This window comes from Streptomyces sp. SID8352, from assembly GCF_009862265.1.
In the GTDB taxonomy this organism is placed as follows: Bacteria; Actinomycetota; Actinomycetes; order Streptomycetales; family Streptomycetaceae; genus Streptomyces.
Genome location: NZ_WWGX01000030.1, coordinates 376,693 through 399,878 on the forward strand (window position 1 = coordinate 376,693; position 23,186 = coordinate 399,878).

The window sequence follows — 23,186 nt, forward strand, 5'->3', positions numbered from 1 at the left end:
CGCCTCAGCCCTTTTACAGGAGACACTGTGAACGACTTCCCCGGCAGCGGCCTGTACGACCGCCCCCGCGCCCAGTACACCGGCCCGACCGCCGAGTCCCGGTACGTGATCCCGCGCTTCGTCGAGCGCACCTCGCAGGGCGTGCGCGAGTACGACCCCTACGCGAAGCTCTTCGAGGAGCGCGTGATCTTCCTCGGCGTGCAGATCGACGACGCCTCGGCCAACGACGTGATGGCCCAGCTGCTGTGCCTGGAGTCGATGGACCCCGACCGGGACATCTCCATCTACATCAACAGCCCCGGCGGCTCCTTCACGGCGCTCACGGCCATCTACGACACGATGCAGTACGTGAAGCCGGACATCCAGACGGTGTGCATGGGCCAGGCCGCCTCCGCCGCCGCCGTCCTGCTCGCCGCCGGCACGCCCGGCAAGCGCATGGCGCTGCCCAACGCCCGCGTCCTGATCCACCAGCCGTACAGCGAGACCGGCCGCGGCCAGGTCTCCGACCTGGAGATCGCCGCCAACGAGATCCTGCGGATGCGCGCCCAGCTCGAGGACATGCTGGCCAAGCACTCCACCACGCCGGTCGAGAAGATCCGCGAGGACATCGAGCGCGACAAGATCCTCACGGCCGAGGACGCGCTCAGCTACGGCCTGATCGACCAGATCATCACCACCCGGAAGTTGGACAACTCCTCCCTCCGTTGAGGCGGGAGGCTGTATTGTCTGCCGCTCCCCGGCACGGCCCGCACGCGCTGCGCGCCCGAGCGAACCGTGCCGAGGGGGGCCCGAACGGGGGGCCCGGCAAGGTACCGTCGACATAAGGCAGCACCAGGAGTCGCTGGACTCGAAGGCGTCCAGGCGGCTCCCAGGCGAAGGGGAAGCACACCGTGGCACGCATCGGTGACGGCGGCGATCTGCTCAAGTGCTCGTTCTGCGGCAAGAGCCAGAAGCAGGTCAAGAAGCTCATCGCAGGGCCCGGTGTCTACATCTGCGACGAGTGCATCGACCTCTGCAACGAGATCATCGAGGAAGAGCTGGCGGAGACCAGCGAGGTCCGCTGGGAGGAACTGCCCAAGCCCCGCGAGATCTACGAGTTCCTGGAGGGCTACGTGGTCGGCCAGGAGGCCGCCAAGAAGGCCCTGTCCGTCGCGGTGTACAACCACTACAAGCGGGTCCAGGCCGGTGAGAACGGCGGTGGCCAGGGCCGCGAGGACGCCATCGAGCTGGCGAAGTCCAACATCCTGCTGCTGGGTCCCACGGGCTCCGGCAAGACCCTCCTCGCCCAGACCCTCGCCCGCATGCTGAACGTCCCGTTCGCCATCGCCGACGCCACGGCCCTGACCGAGGCGGGCTACGTCGGCGAGGACGTCGAGAACATCCTGCTCAAGCTGATCCAGGCGGCCGACTACGACGTCAAGAAGGCCGAGACGGGGATCATCTACATCGACGAGATCGACAAGGTCGCGCGCAAGAGCGAGAACCCGTCCATCACGCGCGACGTCAGCGGCGAGGGCGTGCAGCAGGCCCTGCTGAAGATCCTGGAGGGCACCACGGCCTCGGTGCCGCCCCAGGGCGGGCGCAAGCACCCGCACCAGGAGTTCATCCAGATCGACACGACGAACGTGCTGTTCATCGTGGGCGGTGCCTTCGCGGGCCTGGAGAAGATCATCGAGGCGCGGGCCGGCGCCAAGGGCATCGGCTTCGGGGCGCAGATCCTCTCCAAGCGGGAGCGGGAGTCCACGGACCGCTTCGAGGACGTCATGCCCGAGGACCTGGTCAAGTTCGGCATGATCCCCGAGTTCATCGGCCGCCTCCCGGTGATCACCTCGGTCCACAACCTGGACCGCGAGGCCCTGCTGAAGATCCTGATCGAGCCGCGCAACGCGCTGGTCAAGCAGTACCAGCGGCTCTTCGAACTCGACGGCGTGGAGCTGGACTTCGAGCGCGAGGCGCTGGAGGCCATCGCCGACCAGGCCATCCTGCGCCAGACCGGCGCCCGCGGCCTGCGCGCCATCATGGAGGAGGTCCTCCAGGGGGTGATGTACGAGGTGCCGTCCCGCAAGGACGTCGCCCGGGTCGTCATCACCGCCGACGTGGTCCTCTCCAACGTCAACCCGACGCTCATCCCCCGCGACAACCGCGGCCGGGGCGCCGGGGAGCAGAAGACGGCGTAGCCGCCGTCCCCGGGCACGCGAAGGGGCCCCGGCGTCGGCCGGGGCCCCTTCGGCGTACCTCAGGACGGCGTCAGAGCTTGACGCGGACGTCCTTGCGGAACTTGGCGGTCAGTTCGGCGGCCTTCCCCAGGTCGGCGGACTTGCCCGACAGGGCGTCGACGAGGTTGATGTTCATGACGACGCCGAGCGTGCTGTGGTCGCTCCAGATGCAGATCGGCATGCTGAAGTTCTCCGGCCCGACGGCGGGTTCCGAGGAGCCGCCGCTGTCGTTCGCGGCGCTGGCCTCCTGGCACTTCATGACCGCGCCGTCCAGACCGGCCGGGGAGAACGCCTTGGGTTCGCCGACGAGCTTGCCCTCGCTGTCGTCCTCCTTGAGGGCGTTCTTCAGCATCTCGTCGAACATCGAGTCGACGAGCTTCTCCGGGTCCTCGATCTCCCCGTAGACACCCATGAAGGAGATCATCTTCATGGCGAGCGGGTTCGACTTGTCGCCGGCCTCGTACTGGGCGGTGACGTCCTTGGGGTTGGTGACGCCGTACTTCTCGGCCTGCTTGATGTCGTCCTTGTCGAAGCTGCTGCTGTCCTCGGATTCGCCCTTCTTGTACGTGCCGTCGAGCACGGTGCCGGGCGTCGTGAGCTTGTGGGGACCGTCGTCGGCGATGTCGCTGCCGCCGCCCTTGCCGCCGAGGACGAAGTACGCGCCGACGGCCAGAGCCACCACGAGGGCCGCGCCGCCGATGATCAGGCCGGTCTTCTTCCCGCCGCCCGAGGGGGGCGGCGGCTGCGGCGCACCGTAGGGGGGCTGGCCGTACGGCGGCTGCTGGCCGTAGGGGGGCTGCTGGGGCGGGACGCCGCCCTGCTGGGGCTGCTGCTGCGGGTAGCCGTATCCCGGCTGCGGGGGAGGGGCCTGCTGCGGGTAGCCGTAGCCGGGCTGGGGGGCCTGCGGCTGCTGGCCGTAGGGCCCCTGCTGGCCGTACGGTCCGGGCTGCTGGGGCTGCCCGCCGTACGGGCCCGGCTGGTTGTGACTCATGACGGGGTTCCCCTCCAGATGTTTACACGGTGCTGACATCCTGACGCAGACATGCCTTCCGCAGAGCATCGGGGGCCCCACCGTTACAAAGCGCGCGGGTTTCGGAACAGAGCCGTGACGCCGCCGGGCGGCACGCTGTCCGGGGAGACCCGGGTGCCGCGCCGGAAGGGCGCGGCCCTCCGTAGACTGGGGCCCGTGAGTGAGCTTCCCCCGCGTGACAGCAGCGAGCAGCCCGACCCGTCGGAGGCGTTCGAGGAGATCGTCGCCGCCGAGACCGGGCGCGACCCCGATCTCGCGGTGATCGAGGCCGGCAGCCGGACCCTGCGCACCCGGGGCGGTCCGCCCCGGGGCGAGGAGCCGGCGCGTCCGAAGGACCCGGAGACCGACCGGGCGCTGCGCGAGGTGGAGGCGGAGCTGGCGTCCCGCTGGGGCGAGACCAAGCTGGAGCCCTCCGTCTCCCGGATCGCCGCCCTGATGGACATCCTGGGCGACCCGCAGCGGGCCTACCCCTCCATCCACATCACCGGGACCAACGGCAAGACCTCCACGGCCCGCATGATCGAGGCCCTGCTCGGCGCCTTCGAGCTGCGCACCGGCCGGTACACCTCGCCGCACGTGCAGTCGGTCACCGAGCGGATCAGCCTGGACGGGGCGCCCGTCTCCGCCGAGCGGTTCGTCGAGACGTACCGGGACATCGCACCCTACGTGGCGATGGTCGACGAGCGGCAGGAGTACCGGCTCTCCTTCTTCGAGGTGCTGACCGGCATGGCCTACGCCGCCTTCGCCGACGCGCCGGTCGACGTGGCCGTCGTCGAGGTCGGCATGGGCGGCACCTGGGACGCCACCAACGTCATCGACGCGCGGGTCGCCGTCGTCACCCCCATCTCCCTGGACCACACCGACCGGCTGGGCGGGACGCCCGCCGAGATCGCCGCGGAGAAGGCCGGGGTCATCAAGTCCGACGCCACGGTGATCCTCGCCCAGCAGCCGGTGGACGCGGCCCGGGTGCTGCTGAGGAAGGCAGTCGACCTGGACGCCACCGCGGCCCGCGAGGGCCTGGAGTTCGGGGTCGTCGCCCGCCGGGTCGCCGTCGGCGGTCAGCTGATGACCCTGCGCGGACTGGGCGGCGACTACCCGGAGCTGTACCTGCCGCTGCACGGCGCCCACCAGGCGCACAACGCGGCCGTGGCGCTCGCCGCCGTCGAGGCGTTCTTCGGCGTCGGGGCGCAGCACTCCGAGCCGCTGGACGTCGAGACCGTCCGCAAGGCGTTCGCCGCGGTGACCTCGCCGGGGCGGATGGAGGTCGTCCGCAGCTCGCCCACCGTCGTCCTGGACGCGGCGCACAACCCCGCCGGGGCCCGGGTCACCGCCGAGGCCATCGGGGAGGCGTTCCAGTTCAGCCGGCTGATCGGGGTGGTCGGCGCGAGCGACGACAAGGACGTGCGGGGTCTGCTGGAGGCGTTCGAGCCGGTCTTCGCGGAGATCGTCGTCACCCGCAACTCCAGCCACCGCGCCATGGACGTGGACGCGCTGGCCGCCGTCGCCGTCGAGGTGTTCGGCGAGGAGCGGGTCCAGGTCGAGCCCCGGCTGCCCGACGCCCTGGAGGCCGCGATCACCCTGGCCGAGGAGGAGGGCGAGTTCTCCGGCGGCGGCGTCCTCGTCACCGGTTCCGTCATCACCGTCGGCGAGGCCCGACTGCTCCTGGGGAAGGGCTGAGATCCGTGCGCACGCTCTGTTCTTCGACACTGATCGGTGAGTTCTTCGTCATCGGGTTCGCCGGACTGGTCGCCATGAAGGACCCGGACCTGTCCATGGGGACGGTCTGGACGGTCAGCGGCATCGCCATGTTCCTGTGCGTCGCGCTGTGCGGCGTGGTGACCCGGCCCGGGGGCGTGGCCCTCGGCTGGGCGCTGCAGATCGCCCTGCTCGCCTCGGGCTTCGTCGTGCCGACGATGTTCTTCCTGGGCGTCGTCTTCGCCGGCCTGTGGTGGGCCTCGGTGCACTACGGGCGGAAGGTCGACGAGGCCAAGGCCCGCTTCGCGGCCCAGGCGGAGGCCGCCGCCGCGCCGGACACCGCCTGACCGAGGGCGGCCCGGCCGGGGGCCCGGGGAGGGGAACTCCGGGGGCGGGAACCCCCGAGGGACCCGCGGGCCGTACGCGGCCGTCCGGGTGACCGGGGCGCTCCGGCTCCTCCGGGCGGACCTCCGCGCCTGACGCTGCGTGACGGGCGGCGCGACACGCCCGGTAACCTCAGTCATCAGCCGGCACAACCGCACTCCCAAGGAGCCTTCCGTGACCCAGCGCAGCCTCGTCCTCCTCAAGCCCGACGCCGTCCGGCGCGGTCTGACCGGCGAGATCATCAGCCGTGTCGAGCGCAAGGCCGGCTGGCGGATCACCGCGCTGGAGCTGCGCACCCTGGACGCCGGGACGCTGGAGCAGCACTACGGCGAGCACAAGGGCAAGCCCTTCTACGAGCCCCTGGTCGCGTTCATGGCGTCCGGCCCGGTCGTCGCGATGATCGTCGAGGGCGAGCGGGTCATCGAGGGCGTGCGCGCCCTGGCCGGCCCGACCGACCCCATCGCCGCCGCCCCCGGCTCCATCCGCGGTGACTTCGGTGTCATCGTCCGGGAGAACCTGATCCACGCCTCCGACTCCGAGGAGTCCGCCGAGCGCGAGGTGAAGATCTTCTTCCCCGACCGGGCCTGAACCACCGGGAGCGGTTCCTCCTGACGGGCCATCAGTTCGATGCCGGGCGGCGGGGCCGGGGGCGGTCGCGCCGACGGCGGCCCGCCCCGTGGCATGCGCGTGCCGATCGGGGGAACGCGTGCCACCGTTGGCCCGTCTCCACAAGCGGGGCGCCCCGCCATCTGCTGACAATGGCGAAGACCCTCGCGCGGTGCTCGCGAAAGCGCGTCTACCATGGAAGCCTTCACGTCACCGCACCCACCCTCCGCCCTCCTGAAACGCCCTCAAGGGCTCCGGGAGGGCCAGTCGAATCCTGATGGGGAACTCAATGTCGTTCATCGGCCGTGACATGGCTGTCGACCTCGGGACCGCCAACACGCTGGTGTACGTCAGGGGTCGCGGGATCGTACTCAACGAGCCCTCCGTCGTCGCGATCAACACCAACACCGGTGGCATCCTCGCGGTCGGCGCCGAGGCGAAGAAGATGATCGGACGCACCCCCGGCAACATCGTCGCCGTGCGCCCGCTGAAGGACGGCGTCATCGCCGACTTCGAGATCACCGAGCGGATGCTCCGCTACTTCATCCTCAAGATCCACAAGCGGCGCTACCTGGCCCGGCCGCGGGTCGTCGTCTGCGTCCCCTCGGGCATCACCGGCGTCGAGCGCCGCGCCGTGATCGAGGCGTCGTCCCAGGCCGGCGCCCGCCAGGTGCACATCGTGGAGGAGCCCATGGCCGCGGCCATCGGCTCCGGCCTGCCGGTCCACGAGGCCACCGGCAACATGGTGGTCGACATCGGCGGCGGCACCACGGAGGTCGCGGTCATCTCGCTCGGCGGCATCGTCACCGCCCAGTCCATCCGCGTCGCGGGCGACGAGCTGGACAACGCGATCATCCAGTACGTCAAGAAGGAGTACAGCCTCCTGCTGGGCGAGCGCACGGCCGAGCAGATCAAGCTCACCATCGGCTCCGCGTACGACCTCGACGCCGACGAGCACACCGAGATCCGGGGCCGCGACCTCGTCTCCGGACTGCCCAAGACCGTGGTCATCTCGGCCGCCGAGGTCCGCAAGGCGATCGAGGAGCCGGTCAACGCCATCGTCGACGCTGTCAAGACGACCCTGGACAAGTGCCCGCCGGAGCTGTCCGGCGACATCATGGACCGCGGCATCGTGCTCACCGGCGGCGGCGCCCTGCTGCGCGGCCTCGACGAGCGGCTGCGCCGGGAGACCGGGATGCCGATCCACATCGCCGAGGACCCGCTGGACAGCGTGGCGCTCGGTTCCGGCAAGTGCGTCGAGGAGTTCGAGGCGCTGCAGCAGGTACTGGACGCCCAGCCGCGTCGATGACGGCAGTGCTCCGGTTCCGCCGTACGAGACGCTCCCCCCTCGTACGGCGGAACGTTGACATAGAGACAGGGGCCCGTCTCCCGGCGGGCCCACCCGGACACCGTCCCGCGCGTCCGCCCGGGCGGACGCGCGGACACCGGCGCGGAGGGCGCCGGGACGACGCGGACCACGGGGGCCGCGACCGCCCCGCGGCCCGCGCGGGCACCCCCCGGAGACACCGTCCGCCACCTGCCCGCTGACCACCTGACCGCCCCGCACACCGCACACCGCACACGAAGACTCTCCGACTCCGACGAGGAAGGCACGGCCGCCGCACGTGAGGGACACGAAAGAGAGCCGGCTGCTCCTGGTACTGCTGATCGCCATCGCGTTCGCGCTGATCACGGTGGACATCCGCGGCGGCCAGGACTCACCGGTCGACGGTGCCCGGCAGGCCGCGGCCAATGTCTTCGGTCCGATCGAGAGCGGGGTGTCGGCCGCGGTCGACCCGGTCGCCAACGCCGTCTCCGCGGTCCGCGACTCCGGTGACCGGCACGACCGGCTCGCCGCGCTGGAGACGGAGAACGCGGCCCTGAAGGCGAGGCTCGGCAGCGACGAGCGCGGACGCAGCAGACTGCGGCAGTTCGACCGGATGCTCGGCCTGGCCGGCGCCGGCCAGTACGGCATCAAGGGCGCCCAGGTCATCGCCGTGGGAGCGGCCCAGGGCTTCTCCTGGACCATCACCATCGACGCGGGCGCCAACGACGGCGTCCGGCGCGACATGACCGTCCTCAACGGCGACGGACTCGTCGGCCGCGTCACCACCGTCGGCCCCGGCACCGCCACCGTGCTGCTCGCCACCGACCCCGACTTCACCGTCGGCACCCGCATGGAGAGCGGTGACGAACTGGGCTTCGCCTCCGGCCAGGGCGACCGCCCGCTGCGCGTCGAACTGCTCAACGGCAAGGCCGACGTGAAGAAGGGCGACCGCCTCGTCACCTTCGGCTCCCAGGGCGACAAGCCCTTCGTGCCGGGCGTCCCGGTGGGCACCGTCACCCGTGTCGACCCCGCCGGCGGCGATCTGACCCGCACCCTCTACGTCACGCCGTTCGCCTCCTTCACCAAGCTCGACATCATCGGCGTCGTCGTCAAGGCGCCCGCCAAGGACCCGCGCGACACGGTGCTCCCGGAGAAGTCCCGGCCCAAGCCCGTGCCGACCGTGACGGTCACCGTGACCCCGTCCGCCGGGGTCCCCGACGGCCTCACCCCCGACGGCCTCACCCCCGGGGGCCGGGTGCCCGACGGACAGGACCCCGCCGCCGGGGGCGACCAGCCGGACCAGGGCGTCCAGCCGGACCAGGGCGTCCAGCCGGGCGTGACCGCCCCGCCCGGCCCGTCCGGACAGACCGAGCCGTAGGAGCCATCCGTCCCATGCGCGTCAACCGAATCCTGCTCTCCGTCTCCCTCGTCGTCGTCGCCCTGGTGGTCCAGGTCAGCGTCCTGTCCCGGCTCCATCTGCCCGGCGCCGTCCCCGACCTGCTGCTCCTGACCGTGCTGGGCCTCGCCCTGGTCTACGGACACGTCGGCGGAGCCCTCGTCGGTTTCGGCGCCGGACTCCTCGCCGACCTCGCCCCGCCCGCCGACCACGCCGCCGGCCGCTACGCCCTGGTGCTCTGCGTCGTCGGCTACCTCGCCGGGCTCGCCAAGCCGGAGAACGGGCGGCTCCGCTCGGCCACCGGGGCGATGGCCGTCGTGGTCGCCGCCGCCGTCGGCACCACCCTGCTCTACGCCGGGGTCGGCGCCCTGGTCGGGGACACCGCGGCCCGCCATGTCGGGCTGCCGGGGCTGCTCTTCACCGCCGCCCTCTACGACCTGCTGCTGGCGCCGTTCGCCGTGCCCGGCATCATGGCCCTGGCCCGGCGGGCCGAGAACGACCCGCTGGCCGACGCCAACGCCGCCGCCCAGACCTCCGACATCGCCACCGGCTGGCACGCCTCCGGCACCGGGCTGCGCATCGGCAGCCAGCGCAACGGGCTGCGGGTGAAGGCGGCGCGGGCCCGGGGCGCCCGGGCGGGCCGCATCAAGGGGGTCAAGCGCCTGTGACGACGACCCCGGCGGCGCCCCACGCGACGACCGTCCCGGCGGCGCCCCGCACGACCACGACCACGACCACGACGACGGGGGAGGAGCGGCAGTGACCAGCGCCCGCCCGTCGTCCACCAGCACCCTCGACCGAATGGGCCGCGCCCATGACTAACATTCCGGAGACCGGCCGCAGCACCCGGGTGCAGACCCGGCTCGTCGTCATCCAGATCCTCGTCCTCTCCCTCCTCGGCACCCTCGGCGCCCGGCTCTGGTACCTCCAGATCCGCCAGGGCGACGAGTACGCCCGGGCCGCCTCCGGCAACCACGTCCAGCAGGTCGTCCAGCCCGCCACCCGCGGCTCCATCCTGGACGCCCGCGGCGTGGCCCTCGCCGACAACGAGACCCGCCTGGTCGTCTCCGCCTCCCGCACCGAGCTGCTCAAGATGCGCGACGACGGCGAGGCCGTCCTCACCAAGCTCGCCGGGGTGCTCGGCATGAAGCCCCGGGAGGTGCTGGACAAGGTCCGTCTGTGCGACGCCAAGACCCCCCAGCCCTGCTGGAACGGCTCGCCCTACCAGCCGATCCCGGTCACCGACGAGGCCACGCCCAAGCAGGCCCTCCAGATCCGCGAGCGCGCCGAGGACTTCCCCGGCATCACCGCCGAGCCCATGGCCGTCCGCCGCTACGCCGCCCCCGGCAAGTCCAACACCGCCCAGGTCCTCGGCTACCTCTCGCCGGTCACCGACGAGGAGATCCAGAAGGCCCAGGACACCGACTCGCCCTTCCTCCGCTCCGACCAGGTCGGCCGCTCCGGACTGGAGCGCCAGTACGACAAGGCGCTGCGGGGCAAGGCCGGAGTGACCCGGTACGAGGTCGACAACCTCGGCCGGGTCATCGGCCGGGCCGAGTCCGACGCGGGCCAGCCCGGCTCCAACCTCGTCACCAGCATCGACGCCCGCGTCCAGCGGGTCGCCGAACACGAGCTGGACGCGGCGATGAAGGCCGCCCGGCACGAGTTCGACCGCAACACCAACACCACCTACAAGGCCGACGCCGGGGCCGTCGTCGTCATGGAGGCCAGGACCGGCCGGGTGGTCGCCATGGCCTCCAACCCGACCTACGACCCCAACGCCTGGGTCGGCGGGATCTCCGCCGCCGACTACCGCAAGCTCACCGGCAAGGACTCCAACTACCCGCTGCTCAACCGGGCCACCCAGGGGCAGGCCGCCCCCGGCTCGATCTTCAAGGTGGTCTCCTCGGCCGCCGCGGTGGAGGCCGGCTACGACTTCGACGGCCGCTACGACTGCTCCAGCTCCTACTCCGTCGGCAACCAGGTCTTCAAGAACTTCGAGTCCGCCGACGAGGGCGCCATCACCATCGGCCGCGCCCTGGAGCTCTCCTGCGACACCGTCTTCTACCGGCTCGCCCACGAGCAGTGGAAGAGGGACGGCGGCGCGGACGGCAAGAAGCCGAACGACTACTTCTACAAGGCCGCCCACCAGTTCGGCCTCGGCAAGGAGACGGGCATCGACCTGCCCAACGAGGTCTCCGGCCGCGTCCCCGACCGCCAGTGGAAGCAGCGGTACTGGCAGGCCAACAAGGACGGCTGGTGCAAGACGGGGAAGAAGGACGGCTCGTACGTCGAGATGATCGCGTACGAGAACTGTCTGGAGGGCAACAAGATGCGTGCCGGTGACTCCATCAACTACTCCATCGGCCAGGGCGACACCCTCGTCACCCCCATCCAGATGGCCACCGTCTACGCGGCCCTCTCCAACGGCGGCACCCTGTACGACCCGACGATCGGCAAGGCCGTCGTCAGCCCCGACGGCAAGCGGGTCGAGGAGATCAAGCCCACCTCCCACGGCCGGCTGCCCCTCAGCCGCACCACGCTGGCCAGCATGGACGAGGCCCTCGCGGGCGTCGCCACCCGTGGCACCGCCGCCTGGCGCTTCGGCGGCTGGCCCCAGGACGAGATCCCGATGCATGCCAAGACCGGCACGGCCGAGGTCTACGGCAAGCAGACCACCTCCTGGTTCGCCACGTACACCAAGGACTACTCGATCGTCATGACGATCTCCCAGGGCGGTACGGGCTCCGGCGCCTCGGGCCCCGCCGTCCGCAACATCTACAACGCGCTGTACGGGGTGTCGCCGGACGGCGCGATCGACGCCCGCAGGGCGCTGCTGCCCCAGCCGCAGAAGGCGCTGCCGAAGATCAAGGCGGACGGCACCATCGTCTCGCCGCGGCTCGCCGAGGACCCGGTGAAGACGCTCCGGCCGGCCCCGGTGGCCACCGGCGACGCCACCGCCCCCGGCACGGGCCAGGACCAGCAGACCGGGCAGACCGGGCAGGACGAGCAGACCGCGCGGGACCCGGCCGGGAACCCGCCGGACGGCCAGGACCCGCAGGCGACCCTGAACACCCGGGACGGCGTCAACCGCGACACCCGCCGCCGGCGACGGCGGCGCGGCGGCGCACCGGGCCGCGGCGGAGCCCCCGGCGGCGGCGCGGGCGGCGGACGCGGCGCACACGGCGGACGACGGGGGGCCCGCGCATGACCGGCGTCAACAGCTTCCAGGTCTCCGGATACGGCCCCGAGCGGGCCGGCTGGACCCGGCTGCTCGCCCGCGACTCGCTGGCCCGGCGGCTGGACTGGCCGATACTGCTGGCGGCGACCGCGCTGTCCCTGACGGGCTCGCTGCTGGTCTACTCGGCCACCCGCAACCGCACCGAACTCAACCAGGGCGACCCCTACTACTTCCTCACCCGGCACCTGCTGAACACCGGCATCGGCTTCGTCCTGATGGTCGGCATCGTCTGGCTCGGCCACCGCGCCCTGCGCACCGCCGTGCCGATGCTGTACGGCCTGTCCCTCTTCCTGATCCTGCTGGTGCTCACCCCGCTGGGCTCGACCATCAACGGCGCCCACTCCTGGATCAAACTGCCCGGCGGCTTCTCCCTCCAGCCCTCGGAGTTCGTGAAGATCACGATCATCCTGGGCATGGCGATGCTGCTGGCGGCGCGGGTCGACGCCGGTGACAAGCCGCACCCGGACCACCGCACCGTGCTCCAGGCCCTCGGCCTGGCCGCCGTCCCCATGATGATCGTGATGCTGATGCCCGACCTCGGGTCGGTCATGGTCATGGTCGCCATCGTGCTCGGCGTCCTGCTCGCCTCCGGCGCCTCCAACCGGTGGGTCTTCGGCCTGCTCGGCACCGGCGCGCTCGGGGCGCTCGCGGTGTGGCAGCTCGGCATCCTGGACGAGTACCAGATCAACCGCTTCGCGGCCTTCGCCAACCCCGAACTGGACCCGGCGGGCGTCGGCTACAACACCAACCAGGCCCGCATCGCCATCGGCTCCGGCGGGCTGACCGGCTCCGGGCTGTTCCAGGGCTCGCAGACCACCGGCCGGTTCGTGCCGGAGCAGCAGACCGACTTCGTCTTCACCGTCGCCGGCGAGGAACTGGGCTTCCTCGGCGCCGGGTTCATCATCCTCATGCTCGGCGTGGTGCTCTGGCGGGCCTGCCGCATCGCCCGGGACACCCCGGACCTGTACGGCACGGTCGTCGCCGCCGGGATCGTGGCCTGGTTCGCCTTCCAGGGCTTCGAGAACATCGGCATGACGCTCGGCATCATGCCGGTCACCGGGCTGCCGCTGCCGTTCGTCTCCTACGGGGGCTCGTCGATGTTCTCGGTGTGGGCCGCCGTCGGCCTGCTCCAGTCCATCACCGTCCAGCGGCCGATGTCGGCCTGACCGGCGGCGGGGGCCGGCGCGGCGCCCCCACCGCCACCCGGCCGCCGCGTCCCGCCCCCACCCGGCCGCCGCGCCCCCTCCGCCGCGCTCCGGCCCCCGCGGGACGGCGGCGGTGCGGAGGACCCCGCGCGCCGGGTTAGGCTGGATGGTCACCCGCCCCCAGCCTGCGACCGGGGGACCCCGGTCACCACACGAAGGTTCCGTGAGATGCCTGCCGAAGCCGCCGAGTCGGTGTTCCCGCAGCTCGAAGCTCTGCTCCCGCATGTGCAGAAGCCGATCCAGTACGTCGGCGGAGAGCTGAACTCCACGGTCAAACCCTGGGACGAGTGCGACGTCCGCTGGGCCCTGATGTACCCGGACGCCTACGAGGTCGGCCTGCCCAACCAGGGCGTCATGATCCTCTACGAGGTGCTCAACGAGCAGCAGGGCGTCCTCGCCGAGCGCACCTACAGCGTGTGGCCGGACCTGGAGGCCCTGATGCGGGAGCACACCGTCCCGCAGTTCACCGTCGACAGCCACCGCCCGGTGCGGGCCTTCGACGTCTTCGGCCTGTCCTTCTCCACGGAGCTGGGCTACACCAACATGCTCACCGCCCTGGACCTCGCGGGCATCCCGCTGGAGGCCCGTGACCGGGGCATCGACGACCCGGTCGTGCTGGCCGGCGGGCACGCGGCGTTCAACCCCGAGCCCATCGCCGACTTCATCGACTGCGCGGTCATCGGCGACGGCGAGCAGGCCGTCCTGGAGATCACCGCCATCGTCCGCGCCTGGAAGGCCGAGGGCCGCCCCGGCGGGCGCGAGGAGCTGCTGCTCCGGCTGGCCAGGACCGGCGGCGTCTACGTCCCCGGCTTCTACGACGTGGAGTACCTCCCCGACGGCCGGATCGCCCGCGTCGTGCCGAACCGCTCGGGCGTGCCGTGGCGCGTCTCCAAGCACACGGTGATGGACCTCGACGAGTGGCCCTACCCCAAGCAGCCCCTGGTGCCGCTGGCCGAGACGGTGCACGAGCGGATGTCCGTGGAGATCTTCCGCGGCTGCACCCGCGGCTGCCGCTTCTGCCAGGCCGGCATGATCACCCGCCCGGTGCGCGAGCGCTCCATCACCGGCATCGGCGAGATGGTCGACAAGGGGCTGCGGGCCACCGGCTTCGAGGAGGTCGGCCTGCTCTCCCTGTCCTCCGCCGACCACACCGAGATCGGCGAGGTGGCCAAGGGACTCGCGGACCGGTACGAGGCGGACAAGATCGGCCTGTCCCTCCCCTCCACCCGCGTCGACGCCTTCAACATCGACCTGGCCAACGAGCTGACCCGCAACGGCCGTCGCTCCGGGCTGACCTTCGCCCCCGAGGGCGGCTCCGAGCGCATCCGGCGGGTCATCAACAAGATGGTCTCCGAGGACGACCTCATCCGCACCGTCGCCACCGCCTACGGCAACGGCTGGCGCCAGGTGAAGCTGTACTTCATGTGCGGCCTGCCCACCGAGACCGACGACGACGTGCTCCAGATCGCGGACATGGCCACCCGGGTCATCCAGAAGGGCCGCGAGGTCTCCGGTTCCGGCGACATCCGCTGCACCGTCTCCATCGGCGGCTTCGTCCCCAAGCCCCACACCCCCTTCCAGTGGGCCCCGCAGCTCTCCGCCCAGGAGACCGACGAGCGCCTGGCCAAGCTGCGCGACAAGATCCGCGGCGACAAGAAGTACGGCCGGTCCATCGGCTTCCGCTACCACGACGGCAAGCCCGGCATCGTCGAGGGCCTGCTCTCCCGGGGCGACCGCCGGACCGGCGCCGTGATCCGCGCGGTCTACGACGACGGCGGGCGCTTCGACGGCTGGCGCGAGCACTTCTCGTACGACCGCTGGATGTCCTCGGCCGACAAGGCCCTGGCCCCCTTCGGCGTCGACGTCGACTGGTACACCACCCGCGAGCGCTCCTACGAGGAGGTCCTGCCCTGGGACCACCTGGACTCCGGTCTCGACAAGGACTGGCTCTGGGAGGACTGGCAGGACGCCCTCGACGAGACCGAGGTCGACGACTGCCGCTGGACCCCCTGCTTCGACTGCGGGGTCTGTCCCCAGTTCGACACATGGCCGCAAACGGGCCCGACGGGCAAGAAGCTGCTGCCTCTGACGGTCAAGAAATCCGGCTGACCGGCGGAAACGGCAGCGGGAGTGAGCCGCTGCACCGCATCGCTGAAGCCGTGGCTGACGTCACGGAGCCGGACGCGGTGACGGTGCTGACCGCGCTCGGCTTGCGGAAGGATCGGCGGCGGCCGGCGAAGAAGGCACGGAGAACGCCGCTCCCGTCGCCCGGCGCTCCCTCGGACGTCTCGTCGGACGTGAAGTGGGTCTGAGACCGAGGCCGACGAAGCCGCCTCTCCGAGAATCCTGAGTACGTCCTGCACCAGGGCTCGTACACCCGCTCGGGGGCGGGTGCTCCGAGCCCTCCGCTCTTGCAGTCGCGGCACCGCAGGTACTGGTACGTCCCGTGCGTGTTGTCGGTGATCTGCACGGTCATGTTGGTCTTGCAGTCGGCGCACAGCAGGACGCCGAGGAACTGTGTCGCTCCTCCGGCACGACGCGGGGGCTGGCTCTTCTTGCGCTTGTCGAGCGCGGCGCCGAGGGTTTCGAACTCCTCCTCGGTGAAGAGGGGAGGGGCGACTCTGATCGGTCGCCGTCCTTGCCGAGGAGCGGCTTCGATCGTCGCTGTCCGCCGTTCCTGTCCTCTTCCACCCGGTAGCCGAGGAGCGCGGGGTTGCGCAGGCGCCGGTGGAGCGTCGCCACGGTGAGCCCTCGGGTCATCAGGCCGGACCGCTTCAGGCAGCGCACCATGAACCCGGCGGAGCGTCCCCGGAGCGCCATGTGCCGGGCCCAGTGCAGAGCCTTGGACGCCTCGGGATCGATGACGAGAACGACCTTCCCCGGGTCGTCCTCGTCCGTGACGTAGCCGTACGTCGGCTTCCCGATGATCCAGTCCTGCTGCGACTTCGCGCAGTCCCACAGGCTCGTGACGCGGGTCGAGGTGTTGGCCGCCTCGATCTCGGCGATGCCGCCGATGATCGTGACCATGGTCTTTCCGGCGGTCGTCGTGAGGTCGAGGCTGTCGTTCCTCGAGCCAGGTTCTTCCCGCGCTTCAGGCTCCACTCGATCACCGTCGAGAGATCGGAGAGACGCCGTACGAAGCGGTCGAGCTTCCGGAACAGAAGCTCGTCGAACTCGGGGGAGCGGTTGTTCAGCCACTCCCCGAGTTCCTTCCGCTTCCACGGCGGGACCTTCGTCGCGGACACGTTCAGGTCGGAAGCGACGCCGACGACTCGGCTCCCCCGCTCCCCGGCCAGGATGCGGAGACCGAGCTCCTGGCGTACGGGCGACGTTGTGTCGTCCGTCAGCACGGACAAGCGGATCGACAGGAGTGCCCGGGGAGCCTCCTGGGGGAGCAGGGTCTCAGCCCGTTCGAGCTCCTCCAGCAGGGCGAGGTCGGCCTCGGTCCACTCGGCTCCCACGCTGTAGGCCGCTCGATCCGCCGCGTTCCGCCGCTGTCCTCGTCTTCTCATGCCGCACAGCGTGGCGCAGTTCGCGAACAATCCCGGACGTTTTTCCATATCTCCACCATGGACACCCATATCCATGTCCCACCGGGAAGAAGCCGCTGCCGCTGACCGTGGTGCGGTAGGCGGTGCGGCCGTCCCTCCCCGGGTGGGAACCCGGGGAAGGACGAACGCGTACTCTAGGAGGAGGACCGGGCACGAGGAGTCCCCGTGGTTCACGGGGGCGAGCCGGGCGGTTCCCGCCGGGTGCGGGGACGGCGCCGCGGTCCGACCGCCCGTACGCAAGGAGAAGTCCCCTGGGCAAGCGACAGCCCGAAGGCCCGCCGCCCGTACCCGCGGTGCAGCGCATCCGACTGCGCTACACCAAGCGCGGCCGCCTCCGGTTCACCAGCCACCGCGACTTCCAGCGCGCCTTCGAGCGGGCGCTGCGCCGCGCCGAGGTGCCCATGGCCTACTCGGCGGGGTTCACCCCGCACCCCAAGGTGTCGTACGCCAATGCCGCGCCCACCGGCACCGGCAGTGAGGCGGAGTACCTGGAGATCGCGCTCACCGAGGCGCGCGACCCCGGGCCGCTGCGGAGGCTCCTCGACGAGTCGCTGCCCCCCGGGCTCGACATCGTCGACGCGGTCGAGGCCCGTACCTCGGGGCTCGCCGACCGGCTGACGGCTTCCGTCTGGGAGCTGCGGCTGACCGGGGTGGACCCGGCGGACGCCGAACGCGCCGCCGCGGCCTTCGTCTCGGCACCGGCCGTCGAGGTCCAGCGGCGCACCAAGAACGGTGTCCGCACCTTCGACGCCCGCTCCGCCGTGGTGAGCATGGAGACACGGAGCGCGCCGGCCGATGGGCCGGGCGACCGGCCCTGTGCGATACTGCGCCTGGTTGTTCGGCACGTGACGCCTGCCGTACGACCCGACGACGTCCTGTCCGGTCTCCGCGCCGTGGCCGACCTGGCGCCGCCGGTCCCCGCAGCGGTGACCAGGCTGGCGCAGGGGCTGTTCGATGAGGAGACCGGCGCGGTGACCGACCCGCTCGCGCCCGACCGCGAGGCAGCAGCGACCGCGCCGCAACCGGCCGACGCTCCCGCCGCCGCGACGGCGCCCGCGTAGGGAAGGTCCCGCACAGGGACGGACGTCGTAGCGCCGCCCTCGAACTCGGGAGCCACCTGGGTCGGGCAGCGCACCCACCACAAGACTTTTCGCCAGGCCGTGCACGACAAGGGGTACGGAACCGGCGAGACAAGACACGGATAGCTCCCGAGCGGCGCCCGCGCCCCGGACGGCGGCGAACGCGCACCGCGCGCGCCGCGGACGTCACCGGCGGTCGGCCGAATCGGCCCCGCCGGACCAGGCGCGGCGCCCGGGAGCCTGACGGGAGAAACCCCCGCATGCTCGAACCGACCGAAGCCACCGAGTCCGCGACCGTCTCGACGGACCCCGCGGCGAACAACACCCCCAGCGACACCCTGCCGCCGCGCCGCCGGCGCAGGGCCGCCTCCCGCCCGGCGGGCCCGCCCGGCGGTGCCCCCGAGGCGGTGGCCGAGACCACCGCCCCCGCCGCCGAGCCCGCCGCCCCGGCCGCCGTGGCCGGGGAGAACGCGGACTCCGAGGGCGACGCCGCCCCGGCCCGCCCGAGGCGCCGCGCCGTGCGCCGTGCCTCCGCCCCCGCCGGGGCACCCGCCGCCGGAAGCGCCGAGACCGTCGTCGCCGCGGCCCCGGCCGCCGAGGTCGCCGCTCCCGCCGCCGAGGCCGCCGAGCCCGTGGAGGAGGCGGCACCGCGCCGCACCCGCCGCCGCGCCACGCGCGGTGCCGCGTCCCCCGCCGGGAACGGGGCCGCCGTCCCGGCCGAGCCCGTGGCCGCCGAGGAGGACCCGGAGGCCGAGGAGGACGCCGAGGCCGCCGCCGAGGAGACCGCTGCCCCGGCCGCCGAGGAGGCCGCGCCGCGCCGCGCCCGCCGCCGCGCCACCCGGGTCACCGCCTCTCCCGCCGCGGAGACCGCCGCGTCCGACGCCGCTCCGCGGGAGACGCCGGAGCCCGCCGTGGCGCCCGCGGCCGCGGAGAGCGCCGAGACCGACGGCACCGACGACGACGCCGCCCCCCGCCGCACCCGGCGCCGGGCCACCCGCAAGGTGACCGCCCCGGCGGCGTCCCCCGCCGCCGAGCCCGCCGCCGCGGCCGAGCCCGCCGCGGCCGAGCCCGCCCGCGCCGTCGAGCCCGCCCGCGCCGCGCAGCCGGTCCAGGCCGCCGAGCCCACCCGCGCCGCGCAGCCCGTCCAGGCCGCCGAGCCCGCCGAGGAGGGCGGCCCGCGCCGGGCCCGCCGCCGGACCGCGCGCAAGGCCGCCTCCGGGTTCGCCGCCCCGCCGCAGACCGCCGGTTCCGGCGGGGCCGACGACGCCCCGCGCCGTCCCTCGCGCCCGGCCGTCGCGGTCTTCCAGCCGCCGGTCTTCGCCGAGCCCAAGTTCCAGTTCCAGACGCCCGAGCGGGCCGCCGCCGAAGCAGCCGCCGAGGCCGCCGGGGCCGAGCCCGCCCGTGCCGACGAGGACGGCGAGGACATCGCGGAGGAGCTGTCCGCGGCCTCCCGCCGCCGTCGCCGCCGCCGGGGGGCCGAGGAGGCCCCCGCCGAGCAGGCCCCGGCCGCCGCCCCCGCCGTCGAGCCCGCGCCCGCCGCCCAGGAGGAGGCCGAGGCCGAGGCCGAGGAGGGCGACGACGACCACGACCACGACGACGCCGAGGGCTCCGAGGACTCCGGTTCGCGCCGCCGCCGTCGCCGGGGCGGCCGTCGCCGTCGCCGGGGCGACTCCGCCGACGCCGACACCGGTGACGACGCCGAGGGCGACCACGGCCACGCCGACGCCCACCAGGACGCCGAGGACTCCGCCGAGCAGGGCGAGGACGACGCGGAGGACGGCGACCACGGCCACGACGGGGAGGGCGCCGGCGGCTCCAGCAGCAGCCGCCGTCGTCGCCGTCGCCGCCGCCGGGCCGGGGACGGCTCCGGGGAGGCCGAGGGCTCCTCCGACGACCCCGAGCGCACCGTCGTCAAGGTCCGCGAGCCCCGCAAGGCCGCCGAGCCCTCCGACGAGGTGCAGTCCATCAAGGGCTCCACCCGTCTGGAGGCCAAGAAGCAGCGCCGCCGCGAGGGCCGCGAGCAGGGCCGCCGCCGGGTGCCGATCATCACCGAGGCCGAGTTCCTGGCCCGCCGCGAGGCCGTCGAGCGCGTCATGGTCGTCCGCCAGTACGGCGAGCGCACCCAGATCGGCGTCCTGGAGGACGGGGTGCTCGTCGAGCACTACGTCAACAAGGAGCAGGCCACCTCGTACGTCGGCAACGTCTACCTCGGCAAGGTGCAGAACGTGCTGCCGTCGATGGAGGCCGCCTTCATCGACATCGGCAAGGGCCGCAACGCCGTCCTGTACGCCGGCGAGGTCAACTTCGAGGCGCTCGGCATGGGCCACGGCCCGCGCCGCATCGAGGCGGCCCTGAAGTCCGGGCAGTCCGTGCTGGTCCAGGTCACCAAGGACCCGATCGGCCACAAGGGCGCCCGTCTCACCAGCCAGGTCTCCCTGCCCGGCCGTTACCTGGTCTACGTGCCCGAGGGCTCGATGACCGGCATCAGCCGCAAGCTGCCCGACACCGAGCGCTCCCGGCTCAAGGGCATCCTCAAGCGGATCGTCCCCGAGAACGCGGGCGTCATCGTGCGCACCGCCGCCGAGGGTGCCAGCGAGGACGAGCTGCGCCGCGACGTCGAGCGGCTCCAGGCGCAGTGGGAGGAGATCCAGCGCAAGGCGAAGAGCGGCAACGCCCCGACCCTGCTCTACGGCGAGCCGGACATGACCGTCCGGGTCGTCCGCGACATCTTCAACGAGGACTTCTCCAAGGTCGTCGTCAGCGGCGAGGACGCCTGGCAGACCGTCCACGGCTACGTCTCCCATGTGGCGCCGGACCTCGCGGACCGGCTGTCGCGGTGGACCTCCGAGGTCGACGTCTTCGCCACGTACCGGATCGACGAGCAGCTCGCCAAGGCGCTGGACCGCAAGGTCTGGCTGCCCAGCGGCGGTTCGCTGGTGATCGACCGGACCGAGGCGATGGTCGTCGTCGACGTCAACACCGGCAAGTTCACCGGCCAGGGCGGCAACCTGGAGGAGACGGTCACCAGGAACAACCTGGAGGCGGCCGAGGAGATCGTGCGCCAGCTCCGGCTGCGCGACCTCGGCGGCATCATCGTCATCGACTTCATCGACATGGTGCTGGAGTCCAACCGGGACCTGGTGCTGCGGCGTCTGCTGGAGTGCCTGGGCCGGGACCGGACCAAGCACCAGGTCGCCGAGGTCACCTCGCTGGGCCTGGTCCAGATGACCCGCAAGCGGGTCGGCCAGGGTCTGCTGGAGTCCTTCTCGGAGACCTGCGTCCACTGCAACGGGCGCGGTGTCGTCGTCCACCTCGACCAGCCGTCCGCCTCGGGCGGTGGCGGCAAGCGGCGCAAGCGGGCCCGCGCCGGTGCCGGTGAGCACGAGCACGAGACGGTGGCGGTGGCCGGGCCGACGGCGGAGCAGGAGGCGGACGCCGAGTCGGAGTCCGTGGCCGAGGTCGCCGCCGAGGCGGCGGAGCCTGTCGCCCTGCCCGCGCCCGAGTTCACCCCGGACGAGGAGCTGTACAGCAGCGCCGCCGAGGCCGAGGCCGCCGCCACCCGCGGCCGGACCCGGCGCCGGGCGAGCCGCAGGGCGTCCGCCCCGGCGGGTGCGCCGCGGACGGCGCGCGGCGAGGGCCGCGCCGCCGACCGGGACGCCGCGCAGGCGCCCACCGCGCAGGACGTCACGGCCGCCGACGAGACCGGCCGTCCCGAGGTGCGCTCCGCCGCCGAGGTGCTGGCCGAGCCCGCGGCCGTCGAGGACGCCGTCTCCGGCGCCCCGGCGCCCGTCGCGGCCGAGGCCGCCGCGCCCGTCGCGGAGGAGGCCGCGCCCGTCGCGGAGACCTCCGCGCCCGTCGCCGAGGAGGCCGCGCCCCAGGGCCGTACCCGCCGCCGGGCCACCCGCAAGGTGTCCGCGCCGGCCGGTTCGCCCGCCGGTGCCGAGGCAGCCGTCGTGACGGTCGCCGAGACCGCGCAGGACGGACAGCGGACGGAGGAGGCCGCCGAGGCCGCCCCGGCGGAGGAGGCCCCGGCCGCGAGCGCCGCCCCGGCCCGCCCGCGCCGTCGCGCCGTGCGCAAGGCCACCGCGCCGACCGCGTCCGAGGAGACGGCCGTCGTGGTCCTCCCGTCCGCCGCGGAGCCGGTGGAGACGGAGACCGCCCCGGCCGAGGAGCCCGCCGCCGAGGAGACCGCCCCCGCGGAGGTCCCCGCCGAGGACGGGAGCGCCGACGCCGCCGAGGAGGCCGCCCCGGCCAAGAAGGCTGCGGCCCGCAAGACGGCCAAGAAGGCGACGGCGAAGAAGGCCGCCACCAAGACGGCCGCCACCAAGACGGCCGCCACCACGGCCGCGGCCAAGAAGACCGCGGCGAAGAAGACGGCCGTCAAGAAGGCCACGGCCAAGAAGGCGGCCAAGACCACGACCGCCAAGAAGACCGCGGCCAAGACGACGACGGCCAAGAAGACCGCGGCCAAGTCGGCCACGACCCGCAAGACGGCGGCGAAGAAGACCGCGGCGACCGCCCCGCAGGCGTCCGCCGCCGGCGCCACCGACGAGGGCTGACCCAGCCCTCACCGACGAGGCTGGAACCCCAGCCGCCGCCGCACGTGTGGTCCTGCCCGTCCGGGGCAGGACCACACGCGTCCGCGGAACCACCACTCCAGAGGAGAAGAACCGCGATGATAGGCCTCGTGCTCGCGGCCGGCGCCGGCCGGCGTCTGCGCCCCTACACCGAGACGCTGCCCAAGGCTTTGGTGCCGGTGGGTCCGGAGGGTGCGGAGGAGAGCATCACGGTGCTGGATGTGGCGCTGGGGAATTTCGCGGAGGTCGGGCTGACGGAGGTCGGTGTGATCGTGGGGTACCGCAAGGAGGCGGTGTACGCGCGCAGGGAGGCGCTGGAGGCGAAGTACGGGGTGCGTCTGACGCTGATCGACAATGACCGGGCGGAGGACTGGAACAACGCGTATTCGCTCTGGTGCGGTCGGGAGGCGCTGGCGGACGGGGTGATCCTGGCGAACGGTGACACGGTGCATCCGGTGTCGGTGGAGCGGACTCTGCTGGCGGCGCGGGGTGAGGGGCGTCGGATCATTCTGGCGCTGGACACGGTGAAGTCGCTGGGTGAGGAGGAGATGAAGGTCGTCGTGGACCCGGAGAAGGGGGTGCGGCGGATCACGAAGCTGATGGATCCGGCGGAGGCGTCGGGTGAGTACATCGGGGTGACGCTGATCGAGGGGGGTGCGGCGGCGGATCTGGTGGACGCGTTGCGGGTGACGTTCGAGCGGGATCCGCAGCTGTACTACGAGGACGGTTACCAGGAGCTGGTGGACCGGGGTTTCCGGATCGACGTGGCGCCGATCGGCGAGGTGGAGTGGGTGGAGATCGACAACCACGAGGACCTGGCCAGGGGCAGGGAGATCGCGTGCCGGTACTGACGCGGCTCATCCCGTCACCGGTCGTCGT

The 23,186-nt window shown here is 72.6% G+C and carries 15 protein-coding genes and 1 pseudogene; 14 read left to right on the top strand and 2 right to left on the bottom strand.

The window, feature by feature from the left end:
- The first annotated feature begins 27 nt into the window (after positions 1-27).
- On the top strand, positions 28-708 hold the full coding sequence (locus tag GTY84_RS10890) for an ATP-dependent Clp protease proteolytic subunit (RefSeq protein WP_161225941.1): 681 nt from the start codon (positions 28-30) through the stop codon (positions 706-708).
- Between the two features lie 182 nt (positions 709-890).
- Positions 891-2,177 (top strand): ATP-dependent Clp protease ATP-binding subunit ClpX, encoded by a 1,287-nt coding sequence (gene clpX, locus GTY84_RS10895; protein ID WP_161225942.1) that lies wholly within the window; start codon positions 891-893, stop codon positions 2,175-2,177.
- Positions 2,178-2,247: 70 nt separating this feature from the next.
- On the opposite strand, the gene GTY84_RS10900 is transcribed toward clpX, so the two are convergent.
- A complete protein-coding gene (locus tag GTY84_RS10900; protein WP_161225943.1) occupies positions 2,248-3,207 on the bottom strand; it encodes a hypothetical protein in 960 nt (319 codons plus the stop codon).
- Between the two features lie 195 nt (positions 3,208-3,402).
- Between GTY84_RS10900 and GTY84_RS10905 the strand changes: the two genes are divergently transcribed.
- The 9 genes from GTY84_RS10905 (at position 3,403) to GTY84_RS10945 (ending at position 15,209) form a co-directional block, all read left to right on the top strand.
- Entirely contained in the window at positions 3,403-4,923 is a 1,521-nt protein-coding gene (locus tag GTY84_RS10905; RefSeq protein ID WP_161225944.1) for a folylpolyglutamate synthase/dihydrofolate synthase family protein, read from the top strand.
- A 5-nt stretch (positions 4,924-4,928) separates the two neighbouring features.
- Positions 4,929-5,288 carry a DUF4233 domain-containing protein gene (locus GTY84_RS10910; RefSeq protein WP_161225945.1) on the top strand — a complete coding sequence of 120 codons (360 nt, stop codon included), beginning with the start codon at positions 4,929-4,931 and terminating at the stop codon, positions 5,286-5,288.
- A gap of 211 nt (positions 5,289-5,499) precedes the next feature.
- A complete protein-coding gene (ndk, locus tag GTY84_RS10915; RefSeq protein ID WP_161225946.1) occupies positions 5,500-5,913 on the top strand; it encodes a nucleoside-diphosphate kinase in 414 nt (137 codons plus the stop codon).
- A gap of 307 nt (positions 5,914-6,220) precedes the next feature.
- A complete protein-coding gene (locus GTY84_RS10920; RefSeq protein ID WP_161225982.1) occupies positions 6,221-7,240 on the top strand; it encodes a rod shape-determining protein in 1,020 nt (339 codons plus the stop codon).
- A gap of 316 nt (positions 7,241-7,556) precedes the next feature.
- Positions 7,557-8,636: a rod shape-determining protein MreC gene (gene mreC, locus GTY84_RS10925; protein ID WP_161225947.1), complete on the top strand. Its 1,080-nt coding sequence runs from the start codon at positions 7,557-7,559 to the stop codon at positions 8,634-8,636.
- A 14-nt stretch (positions 8,637-8,650) separates the two neighbouring features.
- Entirely contained in the window at positions 8,651-9,322 is a 672-nt protein-coding gene (gene mreD, locus GTY84_RS10930) for a rod shape-determining protein MreD (RefSeq protein WP_161225948.1), read from the top strand.
- Between the two features lie 146 nt (positions 9,323-9,468).
- On the top strand, positions 9,469-11,865 hold the full coding sequence (gene mrdA / locus GTY84_RS10935; protein ID WP_161225949.1) for a penicillin-binding protein 2: 2,397 nt from the start codon (positions 9,469-9,471) through the stop codon (positions 11,863-11,865).
- Complete coding sequence (rodA, locus tag GTY84_RS10940) at positions 11,862-13,061, top strand: rod shape-determining protein RodA (RefSeq protein WP_161225950.1); 1,200 nt, start codon at positions 11,862-11,864, stop codon at positions 13,059-13,061. The genes mrdA and rodA overlap by 4 nt, the downstream gene beginning before the upstream one ends.
- Before the next feature lie 207 nt (positions 13,062-13,268).
- The gene (locus tag GTY84_RS10945; RefSeq protein ID WP_161225951.1) at positions 13,269-15,209 is read left to right on the top strand and encodes a TIGR03960 family B12-binding radical SAM protein; all 1,941 of its coding nucleotides are present in this window, start codon (positions 13,269-13,271) and stop codon (positions 15,207-15,209) included.
- 224 nt (positions 15,210-15,433) lie between these two features.
- Here the strand turns inward: GTY84_RS10945 and GTY84_RS10950 are convergent.
- Positions 15,434-16,561, bottom strand: a pseudogene (locus GTY84_RS10950) (recombinase family protein); the annotation flags it as partial.
- Between the two features lie 383 nt (positions 16,562-16,944).
- On the opposite strand from GTY84_RS10950, the gene GTY84_RS10955 reads away from it, so the two are divergent.
- From GTY84_RS10955 to GTY84_RS10965, 3 genes are all read left to right on the top strand, one after another.
- Positions 16,945-17,712 (top strand): TIGR03936 family radical SAM-associated protein, encoded by a 768-nt coding sequence (locus GTY84_RS10955; RefSeq protein ID WP_161225952.1) that lies wholly within the window; start codon positions 16,945-16,947, stop codon positions 17,710-17,712.
- Positions 17,713-17,990: 278 nt separating this feature from the next.
- On the top strand, positions 17,991-22,289 hold the full coding sequence (locus GTY84_RS10960; RefSeq protein WP_161225953.1) for an Rne/Rng family ribonuclease: 4,299 nt from the start codon (positions 17,991-17,993) through the stop codon (positions 22,287-22,289).
- A 116-nt stretch (positions 22,290-22,405) separates the two neighbouring features.
- The gene (locus GTY84_RS10965; RefSeq protein ID WP_161225954.1) at positions 22,406-23,158 is read left to right on the top strand and encodes a phosphocholine cytidylyltransferase family protein; all 753 of its coding nucleotides are present in this window, start codon (positions 22,406-22,408) and stop codon (positions 23,156-23,158) included.
- Positions 23,159-23,186 lie beyond the last annotated feature (28 nt).

What these genes read in the sequence shown, in the direction of transcription:
- GTY84_RS10945 (WP_161225951.1), top strand. Translation starts at nt 13,269, where the DNA reads ATGCCTGCCGAAGCCGCCGAGTCGGTGTTCCCGCAGCTCGAAGCTCTG.
- GTY84_RS10900 (WP_161225943.1), bottom strand. Translation starts at nt 3,207, where the DNA reads ATGAGTCACAACCAGCCGGGCCCGTACGGCGGGCAGCCCCAGCAGCCC.
- GTY84_RS10920 (WP_161225982.1), top strand. Translation starts at nt 6,221, where the DNA reads ATGTCGTTCATCGGCCGTGACATGGCTGTCGACCTCGGGACCGCCAAC.
- rodA (WP_161225950.1), top strand. Translation starts at nt 11,862, where the DNA reads ATGACCGGCGTCAACAGCTTCCAGGTCTCCGGATACGGCCCCGAGCGG.
- mrdA (WP_161225949.1), top strand. Translation starts at nt 9,469, where the DNA reads ATGACTAACATTCCGGAGACCGGCCGCAGCACCCGGGTGCAGACCCGG.
- mreD (WP_161225948.1), top strand. Translation starts at nt 8,651, where the DNA reads ATGCGCGTCAACCGAATCCTGCTCTCCGTCTCCCTCGTCGTCGTCGCC.
- GTY84_RS10965 (WP_161225954.1), top strand. Translation starts at nt 22,406, where the DNA reads ATGATAGGCCTCGTGCTCGCGGCCGGCGCCGGCCGGCGTCTGCGCCCC.
- GTY84_RS10960 (WP_161225953.1), top strand. Translation starts at nt 17,991, where the DNA reads ATGCTCGAACCGACCGAAGCCACCGAGTCCGCGACCGTCTCGACGGAC.